Raw genomic sequence first — 20,133 nt, 5'->3', positions numbered from 1 at the left:
TACACATTGATTATCTTTTGCATTCCCCGAGGGAAGTAAATGGTATTCAGGTAAGCGAAGGCAATATGGGCGATATGGACTGGACGTTCGCGGAGATCGTAGAGCGCTGCGCATATGGTGCAGACATCCTGCCCGGCGACGTAATCGGCTCCGGCACCGTAGGCACCGGCTGCTTCCTGGAACTGAACGGAACCGGTAAACTCAATGATCCCAACTACCCCGAGCAATGGCTGAAAGCCGGCGACGTGGTGGAGATGGAAATCGACGGGCTGGGCAAATTGACGAATACCATCGTGGCGGAAGAAACTGATTTTTCCATTCTTGCCAACAAGAAAAACATATAACCGGAAGGCATGAGAGTAGATCCCTCGGAAGTAAAAACCTCCGCGCTCCACGCGTACCTCCTGGGTGCGGTGGCGCCGCGGCCCATCTGCTTTGCCAGTACCGTGGATGCCGAAGGCCTGCCCAACCTTTCGCCCTTCAGCTTTTTCAACGTATTCGGCTCCAACCCGCCCACGCTGGTCTTTTCCCCATCACGCCGCGTCCGCGACAATACCGTCAAACACACGCTGGAAAATATCTATGCCACCAAAGAAGTAGTCATCAACGTCGTGAGCTACGCCATGGTGCAGCAAACCTCCCTTTCCAGCTGCGAATATCCCCGCGGCACCGATGAGTTCGTGAAAGCGGGCTTCACACCGCTGCCTTCCGAAAAGGTAAAGCCTTTCCGCGTGGCCGAAAGCCCCGTGCAGATGGAGTGCAGGGTGAGAGATATCATCGAAACCGGCTCCGGCGGCGGCGCCGGCAACCTCGTGATTTGCGAGCCCGTGCTCCTGCATGTCAACGAAAACATCCTCGATAGCAACGGCAGGATCGATCCGCAGAAAATAGACCTCGTAGCCCGCATGGGCGGCGATTTTTACTGCAGGGCCTCCGGAACGGCGGTCTTCGAAGTAGCCAAACCCAACACGCAATTGGGCATAGGCGTGGATGCGCTGCCGGCTACGATCCGCAATAGCCACATCCTGACCGGTAACAACCTCGGCCAGCTCGGCAACGTGGAAGCCCTCCCCTCCGTAGACCCCGCGTTTACCGACGAGCACCTCACCAACATCATCCAGTACTTTTCCATCAATCCCGAAGAAATGGAAAAAGAACTGCACCGCTATGCCAAACAGCTCCTCGATTCCCATAAAGTGAACGAAGCCTGGCAGGTATTGCTGGCGGGAAACCTCCACTGACAAGGTTTTCATTGAAAATAAAAAAGCGGTCCGGGTAACATCCGGACCGCTTTTCGTGTATAGCCGTTGGTGGTGATTATGATTTTCCGCCGAACACTTTCTTCAGCAGTTCCGAAGTACGGGCCGCGGGGTTGTTGCGGATAGCGGCTTCTTCCTTCCCGATCTGGTCGAACAGGGCGCCCACGGCCTTGTTGGTCACGTAGCCTTTCAGGTCCGGGTCGAGTTTGGTAAAGGAAGTGGGGAGGCTGTTATATTTGGTCACGATCTCACCGTAGTATTTGGTGGCGGCGGTTTGGTTCAGTGCCGAATCGATCACGGGGGAGAATGCCGCCACGAGGCTGGCAGTGGTTTTCTCCTTGAAGAAGTTGGTAGCGGAGTTTTGTCCGCCCGTCAGCAGCTTCATCGCGTCGGTGATGGTCATTTGTTTGATGGCGTTGACGAAGATCGGCGCGGCGAATCCTACGGCGTTTTCCGCGGAGCGGTTGATTTGCAGGATGGCTTTATCGACCAGGCTGCCCATGCCGATGCTGCGGAGAGCTTTTTCTGCTTTCAGTGCATCGGGCGGAAGGAGGACTTTATAGAGTTCGTTGCCAAAGAATCCGTCTTGCTTGTTGAGCAGGCCGATGCCTTTGAGGACGCCTTTCTCCAAAGCTTCCTTGATACCGCCGGCGGCTTCGCCTTCGGTTACATTGGCGCCGGTGGCGGAGGTGCTGCCGGAATTGAGTACGCTGCCCACTTTTTTAAGGATCTGGGCGTTGGCGGAGGTATGGAGCACGAGTGCGCCAGCCGCGATAAGGATGGTTCGTTTTAACATGATGCTGTTGTTTTGTACAGGGAGATCATTCATGGATGGATAACAGCGGAACGTTCGTGTGGAACGCGATCCGCGAAGTATTGCTGCGTTTGAATATGCTGTCGAAAAGACCGTGCTTTTTCGGGATGATCAGCAGCAGGTCGGCTTTTTCGGCCTGCGCGAATTCCGTTACCGCTTCCGGGATATTGGGCCGGTCGATGAAATGGTATTGCGGGTTGAAGTCGTGCAACATGTTGTCGAGCTCCTGGTTTTCTTCCGGGCGGATGTGCTCGCGCCCTTCTTTCTGGATGTTCACGACGTGCAGTTCCGGTTTAAAGAGCTCGAGGAACTTCATGAGCGGCGCCTTGCGGGTGGTTTTGGCCACTTTGCGGAGGTCGCAGGCGACGAGGACTTTCTGGATCGGGTTGAAGGCAGCCTGTTTGGGCACCACGATCACCGGGTAGGCGGAGGATTTCACTACGTCTACCGTATTGGATCCAACGAGGATTTCTTCGAGCTGGCTGCCGCCGGTGATGCCCATTACCACTACATCCGCCAGTTCTTCCCGGCACACCTGGTCGATATTGGCCGCGAGGAGATGGTTATCGGCACGGATGTCGAGGGTGATGTGCGCGGGCAGCATGGGCCGGAGCTGGGCCTGCATATTCCGGAGGCCCTCCATGCTCGATTCCCGGAGGTCGTCCATATTCACGATGGGCACGGCCGTAGGAAGGTCGGGGATGGGAACGATGAGCTCATATGCGTGATACAGCACGATGCGGGTAGCGCCTGCCTGTTGGGCAAGCCCGATCGCATACCGGGCTGCGTTGTAAGCCGTTTCAGAAAAATCCGTTGGAACGATGATGGTTTTCATGCCGGGTCAGTTTTTATCCGCCTTAAAGTTACGCAATAACCGCACCAATGCCTGACCCGAAATCATAAATAAATTAAAAAAACACGCCATGCGGGGCCTCCCGGACAACATTCCCCAAATGCGGCCGAAATCGATTATTTTTGCGGTCTCGTAATGCCGGGGGATATCCATTCCCCCTCAAAACAGTATTATTCACGACAATGAGCGTAACTACCCAACAACAGCTGTCGGAACAGGAAATCATCCGCCGCGACAAGCTGAAAGAGCTGCAGAACCTGGGGATCGATCCGTATCCCGCCGCAGAATACCCGGTTAACGCGTATTCCACAGACATTAAGGCCGGTTATTCGGAGGAAACGAAAGACCAGTACCAGGACGTGTGCCTGGCCGGCCGTATTATGAGCACCCGCGATATGGGCAAGGCGAATTTCGCCGTTTTGCAGGACAGCAAGGGTAGGATCCAACTTTATATAAAGCGGGACGATATCTGTCCCGGAGAAGATAAGTCGCTGTACGACACCGTTTGGAAGAAACTGTCCGATTTCGGTGATTTCATCGGCGTGAAGGGCTATGCTTTCGTCACCAAAACCGGCGAAACCTCCATCCACGTCCGCGAACTGACCATCCTGGCCAAGGCGCTCCGCCCCTTGCCCGTGGTGAAATCCAAAGACGGCGAAACGTTCGACGAGGTAACCGATCCCGAGTTCAAATACCGCCAGCGGTATGCCGACCTGGTGATCAATCCGGACGTGAAGGAAGTGTTCACCAAGCGCACCCGTTTGATGAAGACGATCCGGGATTTCTATAACGACATGGGATACCTGGAGGTGGAAACGCCCATCCTGCAAGCCATCCCCGGCGGCGCCGCCGCGCGCCCCTTCATCACGCACCACAATGCGCTCGATATGCCGCTGTACCTGCGCATCGCCAACGAATTGTACCTGAAAAGGCTCATCGTAGGCGGATTTGAAGGCGTGTACGAATTCGCGAAAGATTTCCGGAACGAGGGCATGGACCGCACCCACAACCCCGAATTCACCGTGATGGAAATGTACGCCGCGTACAAGGATTACCACTGGATGATGGACACCACCGAGCAGCTGCTTGAAAAAGTGGCGCTTAACGTGAACGGAACTACGAAAGCAACCGTGGGTGAAAGGGAGATCGACTTCAAGGCGCCCTACCCCCGCGTACCCATCTACGACGCCATTAAGGAACACACCGGCTTCGATGTGTCTGAAATGGACGAAGCCGGTATCCGGGAAGTGTGCAAACAACTCGGCATCCACGCGGAGCCCAATCATGGCAAAGGCAAGCTGATCGACGAGATCTTCGGCGAGAAGTGCGAGCACCACTACGTGCAGCCCACTTTCATCACCGATTATCCTGTGGAGATGAGCCCCCTCACCAAGAAGCACCGCAGCAAACCCGGCGTGGTGGAACGCTTTGAGCTGATCTGCAACGGCAAGGAGATCGCCAACGCCTACTCCGAGCTCAACGACCCCATCGACCAGCGCCAGCGCTTTGAAGACCAGGTGGCGCTCATGGAACGCGGAGACGACGAGGCCATGTACATCGACTATGACTTCCTCCGCGCCCTGGAATACGGGATGCCCCCAACCTCCGGGATCGGGATCGGGATCGACCGGCTGACGATGCTCATGACCAACCAGCCTTCCATCCAGGACGTGCTGTTTTTCCCGCAGATGCGGCCCGAAAAGCAACAAACCGCGGAATAAACGAATGATTTTCAATAGCAAGCCCGGCACCAATGGTGCCGGGCTTTTTTATTCGGGGTTATCCAAAAAAGGGACAGTATTACAAGCAGGTTCGGTTCCGTTGAACAAAAGCCGGGCGGCGTCGTTAACATGTAAACCCTTTTGCTCATGCGTATCCACATACCAACATTCGCTGCCGTCGTTGTATTTTCGCTCGTATGGATGTTTTTCGGAATTGCCCACCTGGTGAACGCTGAGGCCCTCAGGCCCGTGGTAGCCGGGATCCCCGGGGGCGTCTTCTGGGTGTATTTCACAGGGGCGGCCATGTTCCTGGCTGGTTTGGCCATCATTCTCAACAAATGGGCTAAGCCCGCCTGCTACCTGCTCGCGCTCATGCTCTTCGTCTTCATCGTGGTGATCCATGTGCCGGGGCTCATCCGGGGCGACTTCTCCGCCCCCGTCAATATCCTCAAGGATCTCGGCTTCGCCGCCGCCGCCATCACCATCGGCAACATCAGGAATCATATCAGGCAACTGGGCCAGCTGTAGACACATTACCGGCCCGTTGCCTGATGGACCATATCCTATGAAAAACCATACGGTAAGTTACGCGACCCGCATACCGTAAGGCGATTCCATTTCACGGACGAGCGCTCCCGCCGTATATCCGGTCGCTTTCCGTAAACCGCCGGTATAATTGATTGTCATAATTGATAATTGATCTTTATTTTCGCTCCGGACCGGAAATCCCGGCTTTCAACCTGTCAAAAATTATGAGAAATATGCATAAGTCCATTCCGGCATGGACCACCGGCCTGTGTATCCTGGCCGCTTTGCCAACTTTCGCCCAGGAGAAGAAAACGCTCACCTTCGACCAGATCTTTACAAAACCCGTTTCCATCACCGAACCGCTGCCCGGCGTAAGAGCCTGGGCCGACAAAACGCATTACATCGAAATGCGGAACGGCAAACAGGTGCAGGTAGACGTAAAATCCGGCAGCGCCACGCCTTACACGCCGCCTCCGGCTACCGGCAACACCGTAAGCCTGAAGGATAACGATATCTATCTCCAGCGCCCCGACGGCAGCGCGCCCATCCGCCTCACCACGACAGAAGCCGAGGAAAAGAACCCAACGCTTTCGCCCGACGAAAAATATGTCGCTTTCACGCGCAACAATAACCTGTTCGCCATCGAAGTAGCCACGCAGAAAGAAATCCAGTACACCACGGACGGGTCCGACGTGATTTACAACGGCTGGGCTTCCTGGGTGTATTACGAAGAAATCCTGGGCCGCCCCTCGCGCTACCGCGCATTCTGGTGGAGCCCCGACAGCCGGAAGATCGCTTTCATGCGGTTCGACGATTCCCGCGTCCCCGTGTTCCCCATATACAGCGAAAAAGGCCAGCACGGTTACCTCGAGAACACGCGCTACCCGAAAGCCGGTGACCCCAACCCGGAAGTACGCCTGGCCATCGTGCCCGTAACCGGCGGCAACATCACCTGGGCCGATTTCAATGAAAAAGACGACCAGTACTTCGGCCAGCCCTTCTGGACGCCCGACGGCAGCGCGCTCTGGGCCCAGTGGATGCCCCGCGACCAAAACCAGCTCTTCCTGTACGCCATCGACACCCAGACCGGGGCCAAGAAAGTGGTGTATAAAGAAGAACAGAAAACATGGATCGACTGGTTCACCGATATCTACTTCCTGTCCAACAACAAAGGATTTATCGTAAAAAGCGACCGGTCCGGCTGGGACCACCTGTATCACCATAACATGGACGGCAGCCTCAACAAGCAGCTGACCAACGGCAACTGGCGCGTAAAGGAGCTGTTGCAGATCAATGAAAAGAAAGGCGCGATCTACTTCACCGCCCGCAAGGAAGCAACGACCCGTTACGACCTGTATAAAGCCGACCTGAAAGGCGGTGCGCCGCAACGCCTCACTTTTGGCGACTTCAGCCATAATGTGATCCTGGCGCCCGGGGGCGACTGGTTCATCACCACTTACAGCAATCTCAACACCCCGCCGCGCATGGCCCTCGTATCCGACAAAGGGAAAGTAGCCCGCGAGCTTGGCAACGCCCGCGGCACTGCATACGACAGCTACCGCCTGGCGCCTACCGAAATGAAAACCTACACCACCCGCGACGGGCTGGTGCTGCCGGTCACCATCATCTGGCCTTTCGATATGGAAGCCGGGAAAAAGTACCCGGTGCTGATTTCCATTTATGGCGGTCCGGATGCCGGAACGATCTACGACACCTGGAAACCCAACATGCCGGCGCAATGGTTCGCGCAGGAAGGCCTCATCCAGGTGGTGATCGACAATCGCGCAGCAGGGCACCTCGGCAAGGCGGGCATGAATTACATCCACCGCCAGCTCGGCAAGTATGAAATCGAGGATTATATGGATGCCGCCCGCTGGCTGGCTACCCAACCCGGTGTAGACGCTTCCCGCATGGGGATCACCGGCGGCAGCTTTGGTGGCTACATGTCGGCCATGGCGCTGACTTATGGTGCGGATGTATTCACCCACGGCATCGCGAATTTCAGCGTTACCGACTGGGCGCTGTACGACAGCCATTACACCGAGCGCTACATGGACCTCCCGAAAGACAATCCGGAAGGCTACAAGATAACTTCTGTTATGACGCATGCGAACAAGCTGAAAGGCCTGCTCCGGATCGTGCATGGTACGATGGACGACAATGTGCATATGCAGAATTCTATCCAGCTGGTGGATAAGCTGGAAGATCTCGGGAAGCATTTCGAGTTCATGGTGTATCCCGGCGAGCGCCATGGCTGGGGCGGACCGAAGTCCACGCACTCGCGCAACGAGAATTACCGGTTCTTCTATCAAAACCTCCTGCAAAAGCCGCTTCCGGCGCTTTTTAAGGGCACCAACTAATTTGAGGAGTTAATATACCGCCAGGCAACAAAGGCCGTCTCACACGCATGTGACGGCCTTTGCCGTTGATACGGGTGGTGGTATGGAAAAGTGAACGCCGGTTGAGGAAGGCGATAATGTATTGTTGTTGAAATTGAAATCGGGAAAGAAGTGTGTGGGGAAGAAGGAGGTTTGCTTCGGTTAAGGGCAAAAAAACAGGGCTGCAAGAATACAGCCCCGAAAAATTTTAACCATATCTTTATTGAAAAACCTGTTACAAATTTCCATAATTTAGAAACATCTCGCATCTGCAAACTAGCGAACGCTATAATATTTCCAGTAAACGTATAGAAAACTCCCCTGAACGATGGAAGCAGTGAGCGGGAAAATGCATTGCCGGGAACCGGCGCAATAATCAGTAGTGAAAATTTATATATGATGTTGTAACGGGGAAATTCCCGTGAAAGGCAGGCTGGGAAAAGAAAAAAGGCGGTAAGAATACCGCCCTTGTAATAATTTTAACCATATCCTATGAAAAACCTAAGTCAAAGATAGGGCGGGAATTTTCCTTGGCAAGTGCATTTCCGTGAACGCATGGTTTTAGTTCGTGAAGCGCGGAAAACCGTCTTTTTCTTATTACATTAAGTTTTTTCTCATATTAATATTTTTATTACTATGCAATCCTGTGGCCGTTTTTCACGGGGCGGTCGGGTTGCAGTAATACGATTTCCTTTCCTTCCCCCACAACGCCCAGTACAAGGCATTCCGAGAAGAAATTAGCGATTTGCTTGACGGGAAAATTCACGACCGCGACCACTTGTTTGCCGGGAAGATCCGCGGTTGCATATAATTGCGTGATCTGTGCGGAAGATTTCCGGATACCGATCTCGGGGCCAAAGTCGATTTCCAGCTGGTAAGCGGGATTTCGCGCCTTTTCGAAAACAGTTGCGGAAAGAATGGTGCCCACATACATCTGCACCTTTTCGAAGTCATGCCAGGTAATTGTGTCCATGTTGTATGGATTTGAGAAAGATGGGTTAGAGAAAAAGCGGAAGATAAATGCTTTGGGGGAGATCAAAAAAAATTGGGCGGTAAGAATACCGCCCACAATATTTTTAACCATATCCTATGAAAAACCAATACAAAGATACTTGTGTCGGCCATTCCAGGACCTGGCATTTCGTAAACGCAAGATTTTGCCTCGTAAACGCATAGAAATAATGTCTATTAACACCAATTTAACGTAGTTGCAGTCACCCTTTAATGCCTGATCGCCATCGGAGCGTTGCCCATAATGGTATCGATCTCCTTCATGATCTCCGGTGTCAGCAGCGGGTACACCTCCAGGGCTTTGAGCGTTTCCGTCAGCTGCGCTTCCTTCGTTGCCCCCAGGATCGTGCTGGACACGTTCGGGTTCCGGATCGTCCAGGCCACGGCCAGGATCGCCAGCGTAGTGCCCAGGTCTTTAGCCACCTTCTCCAGCTGTTTCACCTTGGCGATATTGGCGTCCAGCAGGTTGCGGTTGCGGAGCCATTCGTAGCCTTCCAGGCTGAGCCGGGAACCCTCGGGCACACCGTTGTTATACTTCCCGGTCAGTATCCCCGACGCCAGCGGACTGAAAATCGTGGTGCCCAGCCCCACACTGCTAAACACGGGCAGGTATTCCAGCTCCAGCTTCTCCCGGCGGAACAGGTTGTATTCCGGCTGCTCCACTACCGGCCCGATCAGGTTGTATTGCCGCGCCACCATATGTGCCTCCATGATCTCGGCGGCCGTCCACTCCGAAGTGCCCCAATACAGGATCTTGCCCTGCTGGATGAGGTGGGTCATCGTCCATACCACCTCCTCGATCGGCACATTCCGGTCGGGACGGTGACAGTAATAAATATCCAGGTAGTCCAGCTGCATGCGTTGCAGCGCTTCGTGACAGGCTTCCACCAGGTGCTTGCGGCTCAGGCCGGTCTGGTTGGGTTTGTTTTCGGTGCCGCGCCACCCGAAGTAGGCTTTGCTGGAAACGATATACGACGTCCGGTCCCATTTCTTGTTTTTCAGGACGCGCCCCATCATTTTCTCGGATTCGCCGAGGGCGTAGATTTCGGCGTTATCGAAGAAGTTGATGCCGTTGTCGTAAGCCAGTCCCATGAGGCGGTCGCCCAGGGTATCGTCGATCTGTGAATGGAAAGTAACCCAGCTCCCATACGACAGGGTGCTGATCTGCAGGCCGGATTTGCCTAATCTTCTGTATTCCATGAGTTATGATTTTACGGGTTTTTCGTGAGGGGAGTAAAATAACACTTTGGCATGGTTGTTGGAACTATAGGCGCAGGAAATTTTAGGTTAAAAAATAGCGTTAGATCTTTCCAGATCGTACAAACAATTAGGTTAAAGCAAAAGAACCCGGTCACATGACCGGGTTCTTTTGTTATGGTAACTTCTGAATTATCTGCTATTCGAGGGAGAAGGTGCTGTCTGGCGGCGCGAAGGTGCCGTAAACATGTACGAACTCCGTCCGGCTGAAATCCTGGTTGGCGCGGAATCCCTGGCCGTAGAGTGTATCCGTAGGCGTAGCGAGGCGGCAGAACCGGTCGGTGATGAACTGGGCCGACTTGGAATCCCAGCGGAGGTCTTTGCAATCGAGGCGCTGGGCGGTGGTGAGGCTGATAAATACCACGGAGTCGCGCAGGTAGATGTCGTTATTCCCTTCATCGAGGCGGCCGAAATTGGCGGTCAGGATGCTTTCTTTGCGGGCGGTGCTGTCGTAGAAGATCACCTGCAGGGTTTTCGGGAAATCGGTATGCGGGGGGTGCGACACATGTCTTTCCATGTATGGAGAAGTGAGCACGCCTTTCACGGTGGCCGACTGGCTGACGATGGTTTCCACATCGAAGGCCTGTTCCACGCCCAGTTTTTTGGTATCGAAAGCGGCAACGGCGTTCATATCGTTTTCACACCCGGCCAGGGCCAGGCATGCGAGGGTGCCGTATGCGAGGATTCGTTTCAAACGGTTAGTCGTATTTGGCCTTGATGAACCAGCGGTCGCTGAGGGTAAAGCCCAGCGTGAGGCGGTAATATGTTTCGCGGAGCTGTTCCACGTTGCCGCGGGAGCCCACTTCGAAGGCGGCGTTGATCATCGTGAACTGGTTCATGGCGGGCATGATCCTTCTTACGGGGAAGCCGGCGCCCACGGAGAAGCCGAGGGTATTCATCTCGCGGCCGTCCAGTTTGATATAATCCTTGCCGAAGTAACCACCGAGGCGGTAGGTCACCCTGTTCCAGTAGCCGGAGAATGCCTGTGCGTTGGGAACGAATTGTCCGCCTACGCTCATGCGCCAGGAGTCCTGCGTGGAGTCTACCGCGCCGAAGTTGCGGAATTTGCTCCATTTGGAGGTGTTATAATCGGCGCCGAAGGCGAATTTATCCGATTTGGAGATCATCAGGCCACCGCCCAGGGACTGGGGGTAGATGAGATCGCCGCGTTCGCCGGTGGTGTATTTAACGGTGTCGCGGGTATAGAATTCGTCGGACGAAGCGTCGTAGTTGAGGGTGGATTGGAGGCGTTCGCGTTTGGCGGAGAGTTTTTGCTCCATGCTGCCGGTAACACCGAACTGCAGGGTCATCTCGTTGCCAAGTTTCACGATCTGCTGGAGGCCCACGGTGTAGAAGAAGGAACCGTAGCTGGTGCGCTTCATGTCGCTGGAGGGGGTGATGGCGTCCAGCGGTTCGGCCGTGGGGAATACGATGCGGGTGGTATTGGTGACGTTGCCGAAGATATATCCGACGTTAACGCCCACGCTGAAACCGCCAAAGCCGATACCGGAGCCCACATAAGCCTGGTAAATGCCGCCGGAACCTTCGAACTGGTTAACGGTGTTCACCTTGAGGGTATCGAAGAAAGTTCTTTCTTCGGGAACGGCGATGTTGTAATTCACGCGGGTGAGTGGGCGGATACCGATGTTGAGGCCCCATTTCGGGCTGAGCGGCATGCCCAGCTGGAGGTAACTGAGGGTCCCGAACCCGGCGCTGGAGCTCGCGTCTTTAGAAGTGAGCCTGCGGGAGCCGCCATGGACGCCTACGTCGAAGGTCACTAACTGAAGCCGGGAATAGCTGGCGGGATTGACGAAGTTGATGGACTGGGCATCGCCATATGCCTGAGCCACGCCTCCCATTCCAAGGTTGACGGCGTTTTCCGAACGGGAAACTTCGCCTAAGCCGAAGCGGGAGTACGGTGAGTTATCCTGTGCAGATGCGCGATTCGCGGATAGCAAAGCAACGCCTGCCAGGCAAAAAAAGCTAGCTTTTGTCCAATACATTGAGTGCAGCGATTGAATTTAAACCTTTATACATTAAATACGGGCTTGCAAATATCTTATTTTTAAGGCGGGAAGCAAAAAAAACCAAAATCCCCCCTGTTAAAAGCACGTTAAAGTTCCGGTACCTCGCGGCATAGGATCTGATCATGCCGTCAACCTCCGCCAGCGCGCCTTCCAGCACTCCGCTGAGGATACTTTGGCGGGTATTATATCCCACAAAACTATAATGTGCTTCCTTTGGCACAAGCGGTAATTTATCGGTGAAAGCATGCAGTGCCCGGAACCGCATGTCGATCCCCGGGCTGATGCCCCCTCCCATGAATTCGCCTTTCTTGTTCACGAAATTGTAGGTAATGGCCGATCCCGCGCCGATAATGAGATTGTGGGAACCAGGGAACATTTCCGCCGCCCCGGCGGCCAGCGCGATCCTGTCGACGCCCAGGGTCTCGGGTTTTTCGTACACGACCTTCACCGGCAACGGCGTATCGTGCCGCAATGGAATGAACCGCGTTTCCCGGGCCAGCAAAGCTTCCAGCGCCGCCGGATGCTCAATCACCGACGAAAGTATGGCGGCTACCGGACGGTATTCCGCCACCAACGCCTCCACTTCCGGCAATAATGCCGCTTCGCTGAAAAACCGCTCTTCCAACAGCGCTCCGCCTTGCATAATGCCGCACTTCAACCGGGTATTGCCCAGGTCGAAACATAAAATCGGGCCGATCATGGCGCCAAGTTAAAAATTATCCACGGATAAATCCCGGAAGTGACCGTTCAGTTTCACCCGGTCCTTCAGCCGCTCCATCTCCGTCATGAGCGGGATCACCTTGCTCAGGTGGCGTTTGAGGTATTCCAGGCGCTGCATTTCCTGGAAAAGATGGAGCATTTCATATTCTTCCTCCAGCGACAACCCCGCATGATGCGCAATGTCGTATGCGCGCAGGCGATGGTCTTCCACCGGGAATTGCTTGGAGACCTGCAAAATATGATGCAGCTCCCGCACCGCCGCCAGCACCTGCTCGCGCAGCTTGTCGCTGGTCCGGTCGTGATTATCGGGGTAATTGACGATAGCGCCGGCATAGAGCTTTTCGGGCACATCGCGGATGACTTCCAGGATACGGAATACTTTGAGCCCGCGCGTCCGCACATCGATCTCACCGTTGTCGTACGTTTTCTCGACCTGCGCTACTTCCACCAGCGTGCCGTATTCATTGACTTTTCTCTCGATCACGGCTGGAATGCCGAATGGTTTGCCTTCGCGGATGCATTCGTCTATCATTTGCTTGTACCGCGGTTCGAATATGTGCAGGTTGAGCATCTCGCCCGGGTAAACAACGATGCCGAGGGGAAATATTGGAATAAAGTTCGTCATAGTAAGGTTTCGGTTCTATCACCTGTTTTAAGTTACGATTTTCCGGTGAAAAATTGGCGGTGCTGCGGGGGCGCGGCTGTTTTCCGGAAGTGAAAAATCATCAATACATTTGTTGCATGTCTGCATTACTTGACCGGCTCCTTTCGGGAGACGCCAGAGCCCTGGCCCGGAGCATTTCCCTGGTGGAGAACGAAGCTCCCGGATATGAGCAGTTGCTGGAATCGCTTCCGGCGCGTGCAGGCACCCGCGTGGTGGGAATTACCGGTCCTCCGGGCGCCGGGAAGAGCACGCTGGTCAACGCCCTTATCACCGCGTTGCTCCAACAGCAACAACGTGTAGCCGTGATCGCGGTAGACCCCTCGTCGCCCTTTAATTTCGGCGCGCTGCTGGGCGACCGTATCCGCATGTCGTCGCACTTCTCCGATCCCAACGTATTTATCCGTTCCATGGCGAGCCGCGGGGCGCTGGGCGGGCTCAGCCCCAAGATCCTCGAAACGGCAGACCTCATCAAAGCCGCGGGGTACGATTACCTGTTCATCGAAACGGTGGGTGTTGGGCAGAGCGAAGTGGAGATCGCCGGCATCGCGGACACGACCGTGGTGGTGGTGGTGCCGGAAGCGGGAGACGAGATACAGACCATGAAAGCCGGGCTCATGGAGATCGCGGCTATCTTCGCCGTAAACAAATCGGACCGCCCCAAGGCCGATGAGTTTGTCCGCAACCTGCGCCTGCTGGCCCATTCGCGGCGTACTACAGGATGGGAAACACCCGTGATCAAGACCGTGGCTTTCCGGGGCGAAGGGATCGGTGAGCTGGTGGCGGCACTCGATCAGCACCGCGATCACATTCACGAGAACCGCGAGCGGAAATCCTTGCTGCTGGCCGAAAAGGCCTGGCAATTGATCCAGTATAAAAGGATGCGGCTGGTGGATCGAAAAGGCCTGCTGGAAGAGATCCGCCGGCATATGGATGAGCCCGGGTTCAACATCTACCGGATCATTCACCGCTATGCCTGAAAAAAAGTTATCTTTGCGCCAAACAACGTAAGCGCAGACATGTTTACCCGCACAAGAGTATTCCGTCTTTTCTTTACTTACGCCGTGTTCAATTACGGCGGATGATGCTGCGCGCGCCCCTTTTCACATTCACATTTCTGTAATATTTTTTCTCATCATCTAAAACAAAGCATTGTTATGGCTTGGTTATTCCTGGTGCTGGGCGGTCTTTTTGAGATCGGCTTTACCATTTCGCTGAAGTATTCCGAGAATTTTTCGAAGCTCTGGCCCTCGGTATCGTTCGTTATTTGTATTTCACTGAGCTTTTTCCTGCTCAATAAAGCGATCAACAACGGTTTGCCGATAGGCACTGCTTATGCGGTGTGGACGGGCATCGGTGCGGCGGGTACCGCCATCGCGGGCATGCTCATCTTCAAAGAGCCGGCAACGGCGATGCGGCTGTTGTTCCTGGTCATGCTGATCGGGTCGATCATCGGTCTGAAATTCGTTTCCGAAGCGCATTAGCAAAGAGGCCCCGTGCCTCTTTTTTTTATTTCGGCCGGGAGGTCTTTTCTGATGAAAAGGTTGCGGATAGTTGTAAATTAGCAGGCAGGTGAAGAAATTCGCCTGCAACGTTATGAACACGCATCCCACACATGTTACATCAGTGCCTGGGGAAGGGGTGCAGGGGATATCACCGGCGCGGGACTGGCAGCGGCCCTATCCGGAAGTTTCTTTTCAACTGAATAGATATTTCAAAATATAGAGATGCAATTCTGCTGGCGGAAAAATCACAATTTTGTTTGCCTCCTTACGTTAAACAAAATGCTGGTGAATCACCATGAAAGTGTGATATCTGCGGTTTAAAAACTTTCGTACTTTACGCCCCCCGTGAAAACCCGCCAGAAGAAACAATTTAGTAAAAGGTAAAACTACTGCGTTACAAACAATACCATGCGAAAGGAATCCACCTTCAACCCGGAGCATCAGGCTACCAACACCGCCAGTAAAGTGGTGGCCGCACTGGAAAGACTATCAGAAGCTTTCCGAGTGTTGCTTTGGCAGGAAGCGAAACAGTACGGGATCAGCCCCATCCAGGTCCAAATCCTGACTTACCTCCTTCATTATCCAGAGAAGCTTAAGACAGTCACCCACCTCGCCGCGCATTTCAATATGACGAAAGCGACGATCAGCGATGCGATCAAGACCATTGAATCCAAAGGATTTGTAAGAAGGAAAGACGATAAAGAAGACAGCCGCAGCCATACCCTGCACCTGACCCGCGAAGGTAAAACGGTAGCCCGCAGGGTGGAACGCTTTGCCGAGCCCATGCAGGAATCCGTGCAGGACATGCCGGCGGAGAAGCAGGCGGGCATGCTGGAGCAATTGCTGGGCCTCATTCAGGACCTCAACAGGAACCTGATCATCACGCCGCAGCGGATGTGCTACAACTGCAGATTTTACGAAAAGAAAGGGAAATTACATTATTGCCACCTCGTGAACGCCATTCTCAAAGCCGCGGAATTGCGGGTAGAGTGCCCCGAATTCAGGAAACCAGCCATATAAAATAAGGGCACGCTTACTACGTCCGCTGGCTTCTCCACCAGCGGAAGCCCAAAAACAGGCCCAGCGCCAGCGGCGCGGCGGCCAGCATCAGGATACCATTGTTAAGGCCTTTGGCCGGACCTTCGCCCAGCTGTTGCGCAGTTTTGGTGCAAAGGGAGCATTGTGCCATTATCTGGCTTCCGGGCAGCAGGAACGCTGCGGTCATCAACAAAAAGAATATCTTTTTCACGATCCGAAATTAGGCAATTTTTATGCGCCTGCACCTGATTTATATCAGGCTCAGGCGTAGTAAGGTGAAATCATGATATACACGATCACGCCGGTGATGGCTACATAGAACCAAACCGGCCAGGTAATGCGCGCAATGCGGCGGTGCCTGGGCCAGTCGGACTGGAAGCCCCGCAGCAGCGTGAACAGTACCAGCGGAACGATCACGATGGCCAGCAGGATATGCGTGAGCAGCAAAAAGAAATACAGGTAACGGATGCTCCCTACCGCCGCGATCTCCGCGGCATCCACCACGCCGTTATGGTCCATATCCCCGAATTTGGTGGAATCGGTGAGGAAGTGGTAGGTAACGTACGACAGGAGGAACAGTACCGAGAGCCCCACGGCGCTGAGATTGGCCCATTTGTGCGCGTTTCGGCGGCCGTTCTTGATGAAAAAGAGGCTTGCCAGCAGCAGTACAGCCGTGGCGGAATTTAGGCAGGCATGGAAGAAGGGCATCACCTTCACATCAAACCCTGCGTCCACATTGGGCTTCGGGATAACGAACAGCACGGCCACCACTACCGGGATAGCGATGGATACGATGGTGATGAAAACGTTCAGGTTCTTTTGCTTCAGATTCATGTTCACAGGTGTTTGTTAGTTGGCGGAAGAAAACAGGCGCTTCAGGAGGCCGGGCTTCTTCTTGTCTTTCGCGATGTGCAGGATGGCGATATCGTTCACCATACGGCGCACGTCGCTGGTATCCATCCCATTGTAATAACCGCGGATAAACCGGTTCTTGTCGATCACCACGAACTTCTCGGTGTGGATGAAATCATCCGGGCCGCCGTTTCCTTCCAGAGCGTTCACGAAGAATTCGTACCTGGCCAGGTCATAGATGGCTTTCTTTTCCCCGGTGAGGAGCCACCAGTTGCGGGGGTCGATGTTCCGCGTGTCTGCATAATGCTTGAGCACGGGCACGGAGTCGCGCACGGGATCTACCGAAAGGGAGAGTATCTGGATAAGGGTGTCGTTCTTGGCGTTGATGTAAGAGTCCTGCACCCTTTTCAGGTTCTTGATCAGGGTGGGGCAAATAGTGGGGCAGCTCGTGAAGAAGAAGTTCACGACGAGGATCTTGCCGTCGAGCTGGCTGAGGCTTACCTGTTCGCCGAGCTGGTTGGTGAGGGTGAAATCCTGTACCTGGTGGAAGACGGTATCGTAGGAGGTTTTTCCGTCCTTCACAATGGTGTCCACTCTTTCTGCGATGAGAAACGGCGGCACTTCCACGACATTTTTGCCGTAATGGTCCACGATCAGGTACCCTGTGAGGGGAACGAGGATGGCCAGTGCTACGCCGAGTAATGCTTTCCTGTTGATAACCGTAAATTTTAGAAGTGATATAAAAGCGAAAATGTAAAAGCGTTGCTGTATGACGGCATCACTTTTACATTTTCGAGTATCGTGTTACGACCAGTGGTTAGTGATGGTTGCCACCACCGTGCGCGGGAGCCACTTTCTCAGCGGGGAGCGGCGCGCTGGGGGAATTCCTGCGCATATGCTTCCAGCTGTCGCCGTCTGCAAGGAAGGCGATGATGAACCAGATGAACAGCAGCAGCGGCATCAGGATGGTCCAGATAAGGTTTTTGATTTCATGGCCAAGGTGCATGAATTCAGCAACGATATAGAAAGCCTTCACGACGGTCAGGCCGATGAATACGGAGTTCAGCAACAGTTTGCCGGGGAAGCCGGTATACAGGTGCAGGAATGCCAGCCCTACTTCCACCATGGTAACGATCAGGAGTATCCAGAATGTTCTCCAGATGCTCTTGATGGATGCCTGCCTGTCGGATGCGTTATGAGTATGCGCCATGATCTTTAAAATCTTTTCTCTTTATAAAAATGCGTTCAGTCAAAATTCTTGTCCCGGATTACAGGAGGTAGAAGCAGGTGAATACGAATACCCACACCAGGTCTACAAAGTGCCAGTAGAGGCCTACTTTTTCCACCATTTCGTAATGGCCGCGGCGCTCGTAGGTCCCTTTCAGCACGTTAACCAGAACGATGATGTTCAGGATTACGCCGGAAGTTACGTGGAGGCCGTGGAAGCCGGTGATGGTGAAGAAGAAGTCGGTGAAGTTGGTGGAAATGGGAGCGGTTCCGTCTGCATTCGGGAAAGGATTCTGCCCCCACCAGGCGCCTACTTCGTGCAGGTGCATCCATTCCCAGGCCTGGCAGCCAAGGAACATGATACCGCCAACGATGGTCCAGGAAAGCCATTTCACGACGGACTGCTTGTCCATGTATTTTCCTGCATTCACAGCCAGCACCATGGTAACGGAAGACATGATCAGGATGAAGGTCATCAAGCTCACGAATACCAGCGGAAGGTCTGCATGGCCCATGAACGGGAAGGAGTGGAATACGACGTTGGGATCAGGCCATGCTTCGGCCATGAAACGTTGTGTGCCGTAAGCGATCAGCAATGCGCCGAATGTGAAGGCATCGGAAATGAGGAAGTACCACATCATCAGTTTGCCATAGCTCACGTTGAAGGGAGAAGACCCTCCGCTCCACCATTTTTTGTTCGCTGTTACTGCGTTATCCATTGTACGATTTGTGAATTTTATTGGTTCTAAACAGTATCTTTTTCTATTCTTCTTCTATTATCGGGCCAGGCTGAAAAATATCAGCAGGTAAATCCAGAGGCCGTCCACAAAGTGCCAGTAGGTGGATGCTACTTCGATGGGCACGGAGCTGTAAGTGCGTACACGGGTGCGGAATGCCCGGAAGAACATCACCAGCAGTACCGCAACGCCGCCGAGGACGTGCAGGACGTGTGCGCCAACGATCGCGTAGATGAAGGAGGCCGACACCGTGCTGTCGAGCGCGAGGCCGTGGTTCTTCATATCCGCGAAGCCGATAAACTGGCATACCGTGAAGGCAATGCCGAGCAGGGCTGTAAGGGTGATCAGCTGCTTGTAAGCGCCCATGTTGCGCGCTTTGAACTGGCGGCCGGCCAGGTAAATGGTGCCGCTGCTCAGCAGGATCAGTACGGTAGACACGTAAAAGATCGCCGGCAGGTCGAAGCTGAGCCAGTTGGCCTGCGAGCGTTTCACCACATAGGCGCTCGTGAACCCGATGAACATCATGGTGATGCTCGCCATCGCGATCCACATAGAGTACTTATGCGGGTGTATCTTATTTTTAGGTGCGTTCATTGTAATCATCTCCTCACAGTTTTACTTTATCGAACAACAGTGCCAGCAATATCACCGCCAGGTAAATATACGATCCAAACATCAGTTTCCGGGCCGAGGCAACGTCTTCCTTGCGGTACAACTGCACCGCCTTCGAAAGGTACCAGGCGCCGATGATGATGGCCGCGATCGCGGAAATATAACCCGTCAGCCCCAGCAGGTAAGGCGCTACGCCGGCAGGGATCAGCAGTAAGGTATACATCGCAGCCTGCAGGGCGATCATTTTTCCCGGCCCGGCCTCGGTAGGCATCAGGCGGAACCCTGCACGCGTGTAATCCTTATGCGCCACCCAGGCAATCGCCCAGAAGTGCGGGAACTGCCAGAGGAACTGGATCGCAAAGAGCGACCAACCGCCGATGGACAGCGAGTTATCTCCGGCGGTCCACCCGATCAGCATCGGAAAGGCCCCCGGCACCGCGCCCACCAGCACCGCCAGCGAGTTCCACTTCTTCCACGGGGTGTATACGAATCCGTACAGCACCAGCGACAAGAGGCTTAACCCCGCCGACAGCCAGTTGAAAGCGAAGCCCATGATTGCGATGCCCCCCACGCCGGTCAGCGCGCAAAGCACCCAGGCTTCCGGTACAGACACCCTGCCGCCGGGCAGCGGCCTTACAGCCGTGCGCGCCATCAGTTTGTCCGTCTCCCGCTCCAGGATCTGGTTGATGATATTGGCGGATCCGGATACCAGGATGCCGCCGGCAAATAATAAAAGAACTTTGATCAGGCCAAATTCCACACCAGGCACCAGCAAATAGGCGACCACGCAGGAGAACACTACCATAAAGGTGAGCGTGAACTTCATCATCATGAAGTAATCTTTCACCCTGCTTGCAATGGCGTATGATAAAGACAACTTTATGGAATTTTCTTGCAACATAATAAACTACACTATTTCTGTTCCATCATCCT

At 54.1% G+C, this 20,133-nt stretch carries 23 protein-coding genes; 8 read left to right on the top strand and 15 right to left on the bottom strand.

Annotated elements, in window-relative coordinates:
- On the top strand, positions 1-344 hold a 344-nt coding region (locus tag Q0510_RS11075), incomplete at its 5' end, for a fumarylacetoacetate hydrolase family protein (RefSeq protein ID WP_298711222.1).
- Between the two features lie 9 nt (positions 345-353).
- On the top strand, positions 354-1,241 hold the full coding sequence (locus Q0510_RS11070) for a flavin reductase family protein (RefSeq protein WP_298711220.1): 888 nt from the start codon (positions 354-356) through the stop codon (positions 1,239-1,241).
- Between the two features lie 76 nt (positions 1,242-1,317).
- On the opposite strand, the gene Q0510_RS11065 is transcribed toward Q0510_RS11070, so the two are convergent.
- The gene (locus Q0510_RS11065) at positions 1,318-2,055 is read right to left on the bottom strand and encodes a DUF4197 domain-containing protein (protein WP_298711217.1); all 738 of its coding nucleotides are present in this window, start codon (positions 2,053-2,055) and stop codon (positions 1,318-1,320) included.
- 25 nt (positions 2,056-2,080) lie between these two features.
- Positions 2,081-2,908 (bottom strand): universal stress protein, encoded by an 828-nt coding sequence (locus tag Q0510_RS11060; RefSeq protein WP_298711214.1) that lies wholly within the window; start codon positions 2,906-2,908, stop codon positions 2,081-2,083.
- A gap of 200 nt (positions 2,909-3,108) precedes the next feature.
- On the opposite strand from Q0510_RS11060, the gene lysS reads away from it, so the two are divergent.
- The 3 genes from lysS to Q0510_RS11045 all read left to right on the top strand — a co-directional run bounded on the left by lysS (position 3,109) and on the right by Q0510_RS11045 (position 7,535).
- Entirely contained in the window at positions 3,109-4,647 is a 1,539-nt protein-coding gene (gene lysS / locus Q0510_RS11055) for a lysine--tRNA ligase (protein WP_298711212.1), read from the top strand.
- A 147-nt stretch (positions 4,648-4,794) separates the two neighbouring features.
- A complete protein-coding gene (locus tag Q0510_RS11050; RefSeq protein ID WP_298711209.1) occupies positions 4,795-5,175 on the top strand; it encodes a hypothetical protein in 381 nt (126 codons plus the stop codon).
- Between the two features lie 233 nt (positions 5,176-5,408).
- Positions 5,409-7,535, top strand: a complete 2,127-nt coding sequence (locus Q0510_RS11045) for a S9 family peptidase (protein WP_298711206.1) — start codon at positions 5,409-5,411, stop codon at positions 7,533-7,535.
- Positions 7,536-8,187: 652 nt separating this feature from the next.
- On the opposite strand, the gene Q0510_RS11040 is transcribed toward Q0510_RS11045, so the two are convergent.
- The 6 genes from Q0510_RS11040 to Q0510_RS11015 form a co-directional block, all read right to left on the bottom strand.
- Positions 8,188-8,526, bottom strand: a complete 339-nt coding sequence (locus tag Q0510_RS11040; RefSeq protein WP_298711204.1) for a tRNA-binding protein — start codon at positions 8,524-8,526, stop codon at positions 8,188-8,190.
- Between the two features lie 248 nt (positions 8,527-8,774).
- Complete coding sequence (locus Q0510_RS11035) at positions 8,775-9,764, bottom strand: aldo/keto reductase (RefSeq protein WP_298711201.1); 990 nt, start codon at positions 9,762-9,764, stop codon at positions 8,775-8,777.
- A gap of 196 nt (positions 9,765-9,960) precedes the next feature.
- Positions 9,961-10,515, bottom strand: coding sequence for an LPS export ABC transporter periplasmic protein LptC (lptC, locus tag Q0510_RS11030; protein ID WP_298711198.1), 555 nt, complete (start codon positions 10,513-10,515; stop codon positions 9,961-9,963).
- Between the two features lie 4 nt (positions 10,516-10,519).
- The gene (locus Q0510_RS11025) at positions 10,520-11,671 is read right to left on the bottom strand and encodes a hypothetical protein (protein WP_298711195.1); all 1,152 of its coding nucleotides are present in this window, start codon (positions 11,669-11,671) and stop codon (positions 10,520-10,522) included.
- A gap of 133 nt (positions 11,672-11,804) precedes the next feature.
- Complete coding sequence (locus Q0510_RS11020; protein ID WP_298711192.1) at positions 11,805-12,548, bottom strand: type III pantothenate kinase; 744 nt, start codon at positions 12,546-12,548, stop codon at positions 11,805-11,807.
- 9 nt (positions 12,549-12,557) lie between these two features.
- On the bottom strand, positions 12,558-13,193 hold the full coding sequence (locus Q0510_RS11015) for an LON peptidase substrate-binding domain-containing protein (protein ID WP_298711190.1): 636 nt from the start codon (positions 13,191-13,193) through the stop codon (positions 12,558-12,560).
- A 116-nt stretch (positions 13,194-13,309) separates the two neighbouring features.
- On the opposite strand from Q0510_RS11015, the gene meaB reads away from it, so the two are divergent.
- The 3 genes from meaB to Q0510_RS11000 all read left to right on the top strand — a co-directional run bounded on the left by meaB (position 13,310) and on the right by Q0510_RS11000 (position 15,754).
- Positions 13,310-14,209 carry a methylmalonyl Co-A mutase-associated GTPase MeaB gene (meaB, locus tag Q0510_RS11010; protein WP_298711187.1) on the top strand — a complete coding sequence of 300 codons (900 nt, stop codon included), beginning with the start codon at positions 13,310-13,312 and terminating at the stop codon, positions 14,207-14,209.
- A 177-nt stretch (positions 14,210-14,386) separates the two neighbouring features.
- Positions 14,387-14,713 (top strand): multidrug efflux SMR transporter, encoded by a 327-nt coding sequence (locus tag Q0510_RS11005; RefSeq protein WP_298711185.1) that lies wholly within the window; start codon positions 14,387-14,389, stop codon positions 14,711-14,713.
- A 429-nt stretch (positions 14,714-15,142) separates the two neighbouring features.
- The gene (locus tag Q0510_RS11000; RefSeq protein WP_298711182.1) at positions 15,143-15,754 is read left to right on the top strand and encodes a MarR family winged helix-turn-helix transcriptional regulator; all 612 of its coding nucleotides are present in this window, start codon (positions 15,143-15,145) and stop codon (positions 15,752-15,754) included.
- Between the two features lie 16 nt (positions 15,755-15,770).
- On the opposite strand, the gene Q0510_RS10995 is transcribed toward Q0510_RS11000, so the two are convergent.
- The 7 genes from Q0510_RS10995 to cyoE all read right to left on the bottom strand — a co-directional run bounded on the left by Q0510_RS10995 (position 15,771) and on the right by cyoE (position 20,077).
- Entirely contained in the window at positions 15,771-15,983 is a 213-nt protein-coding gene (locus Q0510_RS10995; protein WP_298711180.1) for a hypothetical protein, read from the bottom strand.
- A gap of 50 nt (positions 15,984-16,033) precedes the next feature.
- Entirely contained in the window at positions 16,034-16,606 is a 573-nt protein-coding gene (locus Q0510_RS10990) for a DUF420 domain-containing protein (RefSeq protein ID WP_298711178.1), read from the bottom strand.
- A gap of 15 nt (positions 16,607-16,621) precedes the next feature.
- A complete protein-coding gene (locus Q0510_RS10985; RefSeq protein ID WP_298711175.1) occupies positions 16,622-17,275 on the bottom strand; it encodes an SCO family protein in 654 nt (217 codons plus the stop codon).
- A 166-nt stretch (positions 17,276-17,441) separates the two neighbouring features.
- A complete protein-coding gene (locus Q0510_RS10980) occupies positions 17,442-17,834 on the bottom strand; it encodes a cytochrome C oxidase subunit IV family protein (RefSeq protein WP_298711172.1) in 393 nt (130 codons plus the stop codon).
- Between the two features lie 58 nt (positions 17,835-17,892).
- Positions 17,893-18,570, bottom strand: coding sequence for a cytochrome c oxidase subunit 3 (locus tag Q0510_RS10975; protein ID WP_298711170.1), 678 nt, complete (start codon positions 18,568-18,570; stop codon positions 17,893-17,895).
- Between the two features lie 57 nt (positions 18,571-18,627).
- A complete protein-coding gene (locus tag Q0510_RS10970) occupies positions 18,628-19,191 on the bottom strand; it encodes a cytochrome c oxidase subunit 3 (protein ID WP_298711167.1) in 564 nt (187 codons plus the stop codon).
- 4 nt (positions 19,192-19,195) lie between these two features.
- On the bottom strand, positions 19,196-20,077 hold the full coding sequence (gene cyoE / locus Q0510_RS10965) for a heme o synthase (protein WP_298711166.1): 882 nt from the start codon (positions 20,075-20,077) through the stop codon (positions 19,196-19,198).
- Positions 20,078-20,133 lie beyond the last annotated feature (56 nt).

The organism is uncultured Chitinophaga sp. (assembly GCF_937874145.1).
Taxonomy (GTDB): Bacteria; Bacteroidota; Bacteroidia; order Chitinophagales; family Chitinophagaceae; genus Chitinophaga.
Note: the sequence above shows the minus strand (reverse complement) of the source record. Positions and strands in the feature narration are given on the sequence as shown.

Excerpts from the sequence above, each read along its gene's own strand:
- Q0510_RS11070 (WP_298711220.1), top strand. The coding sequence starts at position 354 with ATGAGAGTAGATCCCTCGGAAGTAAAAACCTCCGCGCTCCACGCGTAC.
- Q0510_RS11065 (WP_298711217.1), bottom strand. The coding sequence starts at position 2,055 with ATGTTAAAACGAACCATCCTTATCGCGGCTGGCGCACTCGTGCTCCAT.
- Q0510_RS11060 (WP_298711214.1), bottom strand. The coding sequence starts at position 2,908 with ATGAAAACCATCATCGTTCCAACGGATTTTTCTGAAACGGCTTACAAC.
- lysS (WP_298711212.1), top strand. The coding sequence starts at position 3,109 with ATGAGCGTAACTACCCAACAACAGCTGTCGGAACAGGAAATCATCCGC.
- Q0510_RS11050 (WP_298711209.1), top strand. The coding sequence starts at position 4,795 with ATGCGTATCCACATACCAACATTCGCTGCCGTCGTTGTATTTTCGCTC.
- Q0510_RS11045 (WP_298711206.1), top strand. The coding sequence starts at position 5,409 with ATGCATAAGTCCATTCCGGCATGGACCACCGGCCTGTGTATCCTGGCC.
- Q0510_RS11040 (WP_298711204.1), bottom strand. The coding sequence starts at position 8,526 with ATGGACACAATTACCTGGCATGACTTCGAAAAGGTGCAGATGTATGTG.
- Q0510_RS11035 (WP_298711201.1), bottom strand. The coding sequence starts at position 9,764 with ATGGAATACAGAAGATTAGGCAAATCCGGCCTGCAGATCAGCACCCTG.
- Q0510_RS11020 (WP_298711192.1), bottom strand. The coding sequence starts at position 12,548 with ATGATCGGCCCGATTTTATGTTTCGACCTGGGCAATACCCGGTTGAAG.
- Q0510_RS11015 (WP_298711190.1), bottom strand. The coding sequence starts at position 13,193 with ATGACGAACTTTATTCCAATATTTCCCCTCGGCATCGTTGTTTACCCG.
- meaB (WP_298711187.1), top strand. The coding sequence starts at position 13,310 with ATGTCTGCATTACTTGACCGGCTCCTTTCGGGAGACGCCAGAGCCCTG.
- Q0510_RS11005 (WP_298711185.1), top strand. The coding sequence starts at position 14,387 with ATGGCTTGGTTATTCCTGGTGCTGGGCGGTCTTTTTGAGATCGGCTTT.
- Q0510_RS11000 (WP_298711182.1), top strand. The coding sequence starts at position 15,143 with ATGCGAAAGGAATCCACCTTCAACCCGGAGCATCAGGCTACCAACACC.
- Q0510_RS10990 (WP_298711178.1), bottom strand. The coding sequence starts at position 16,606 with ATGAATCTGAAGCAAAAGAACCTGAACGTTTTCATCACCATCGTATCC.
- Q0510_RS10980 (WP_298711172.1), bottom strand. The coding sequence starts at position 17,834 with ATGGCGCATACTCATAACGCATCCGACAGGCAGGCATCCATCAAGAGC.
- Q0510_RS10975 (WP_298711170.1), bottom strand. The coding sequence starts at position 18,570 with ATGGATAACGCAGTAACAGCGAACAAAAAATGGTGGAGCGGAGGGTCT.
- Q0510_RS10970 (WP_298711167.1), bottom strand. The coding sequence starts at position 19,191 with ATGATTACAATGAACGCACCTAAAAATAAGATACACCCGCATAAGTAC.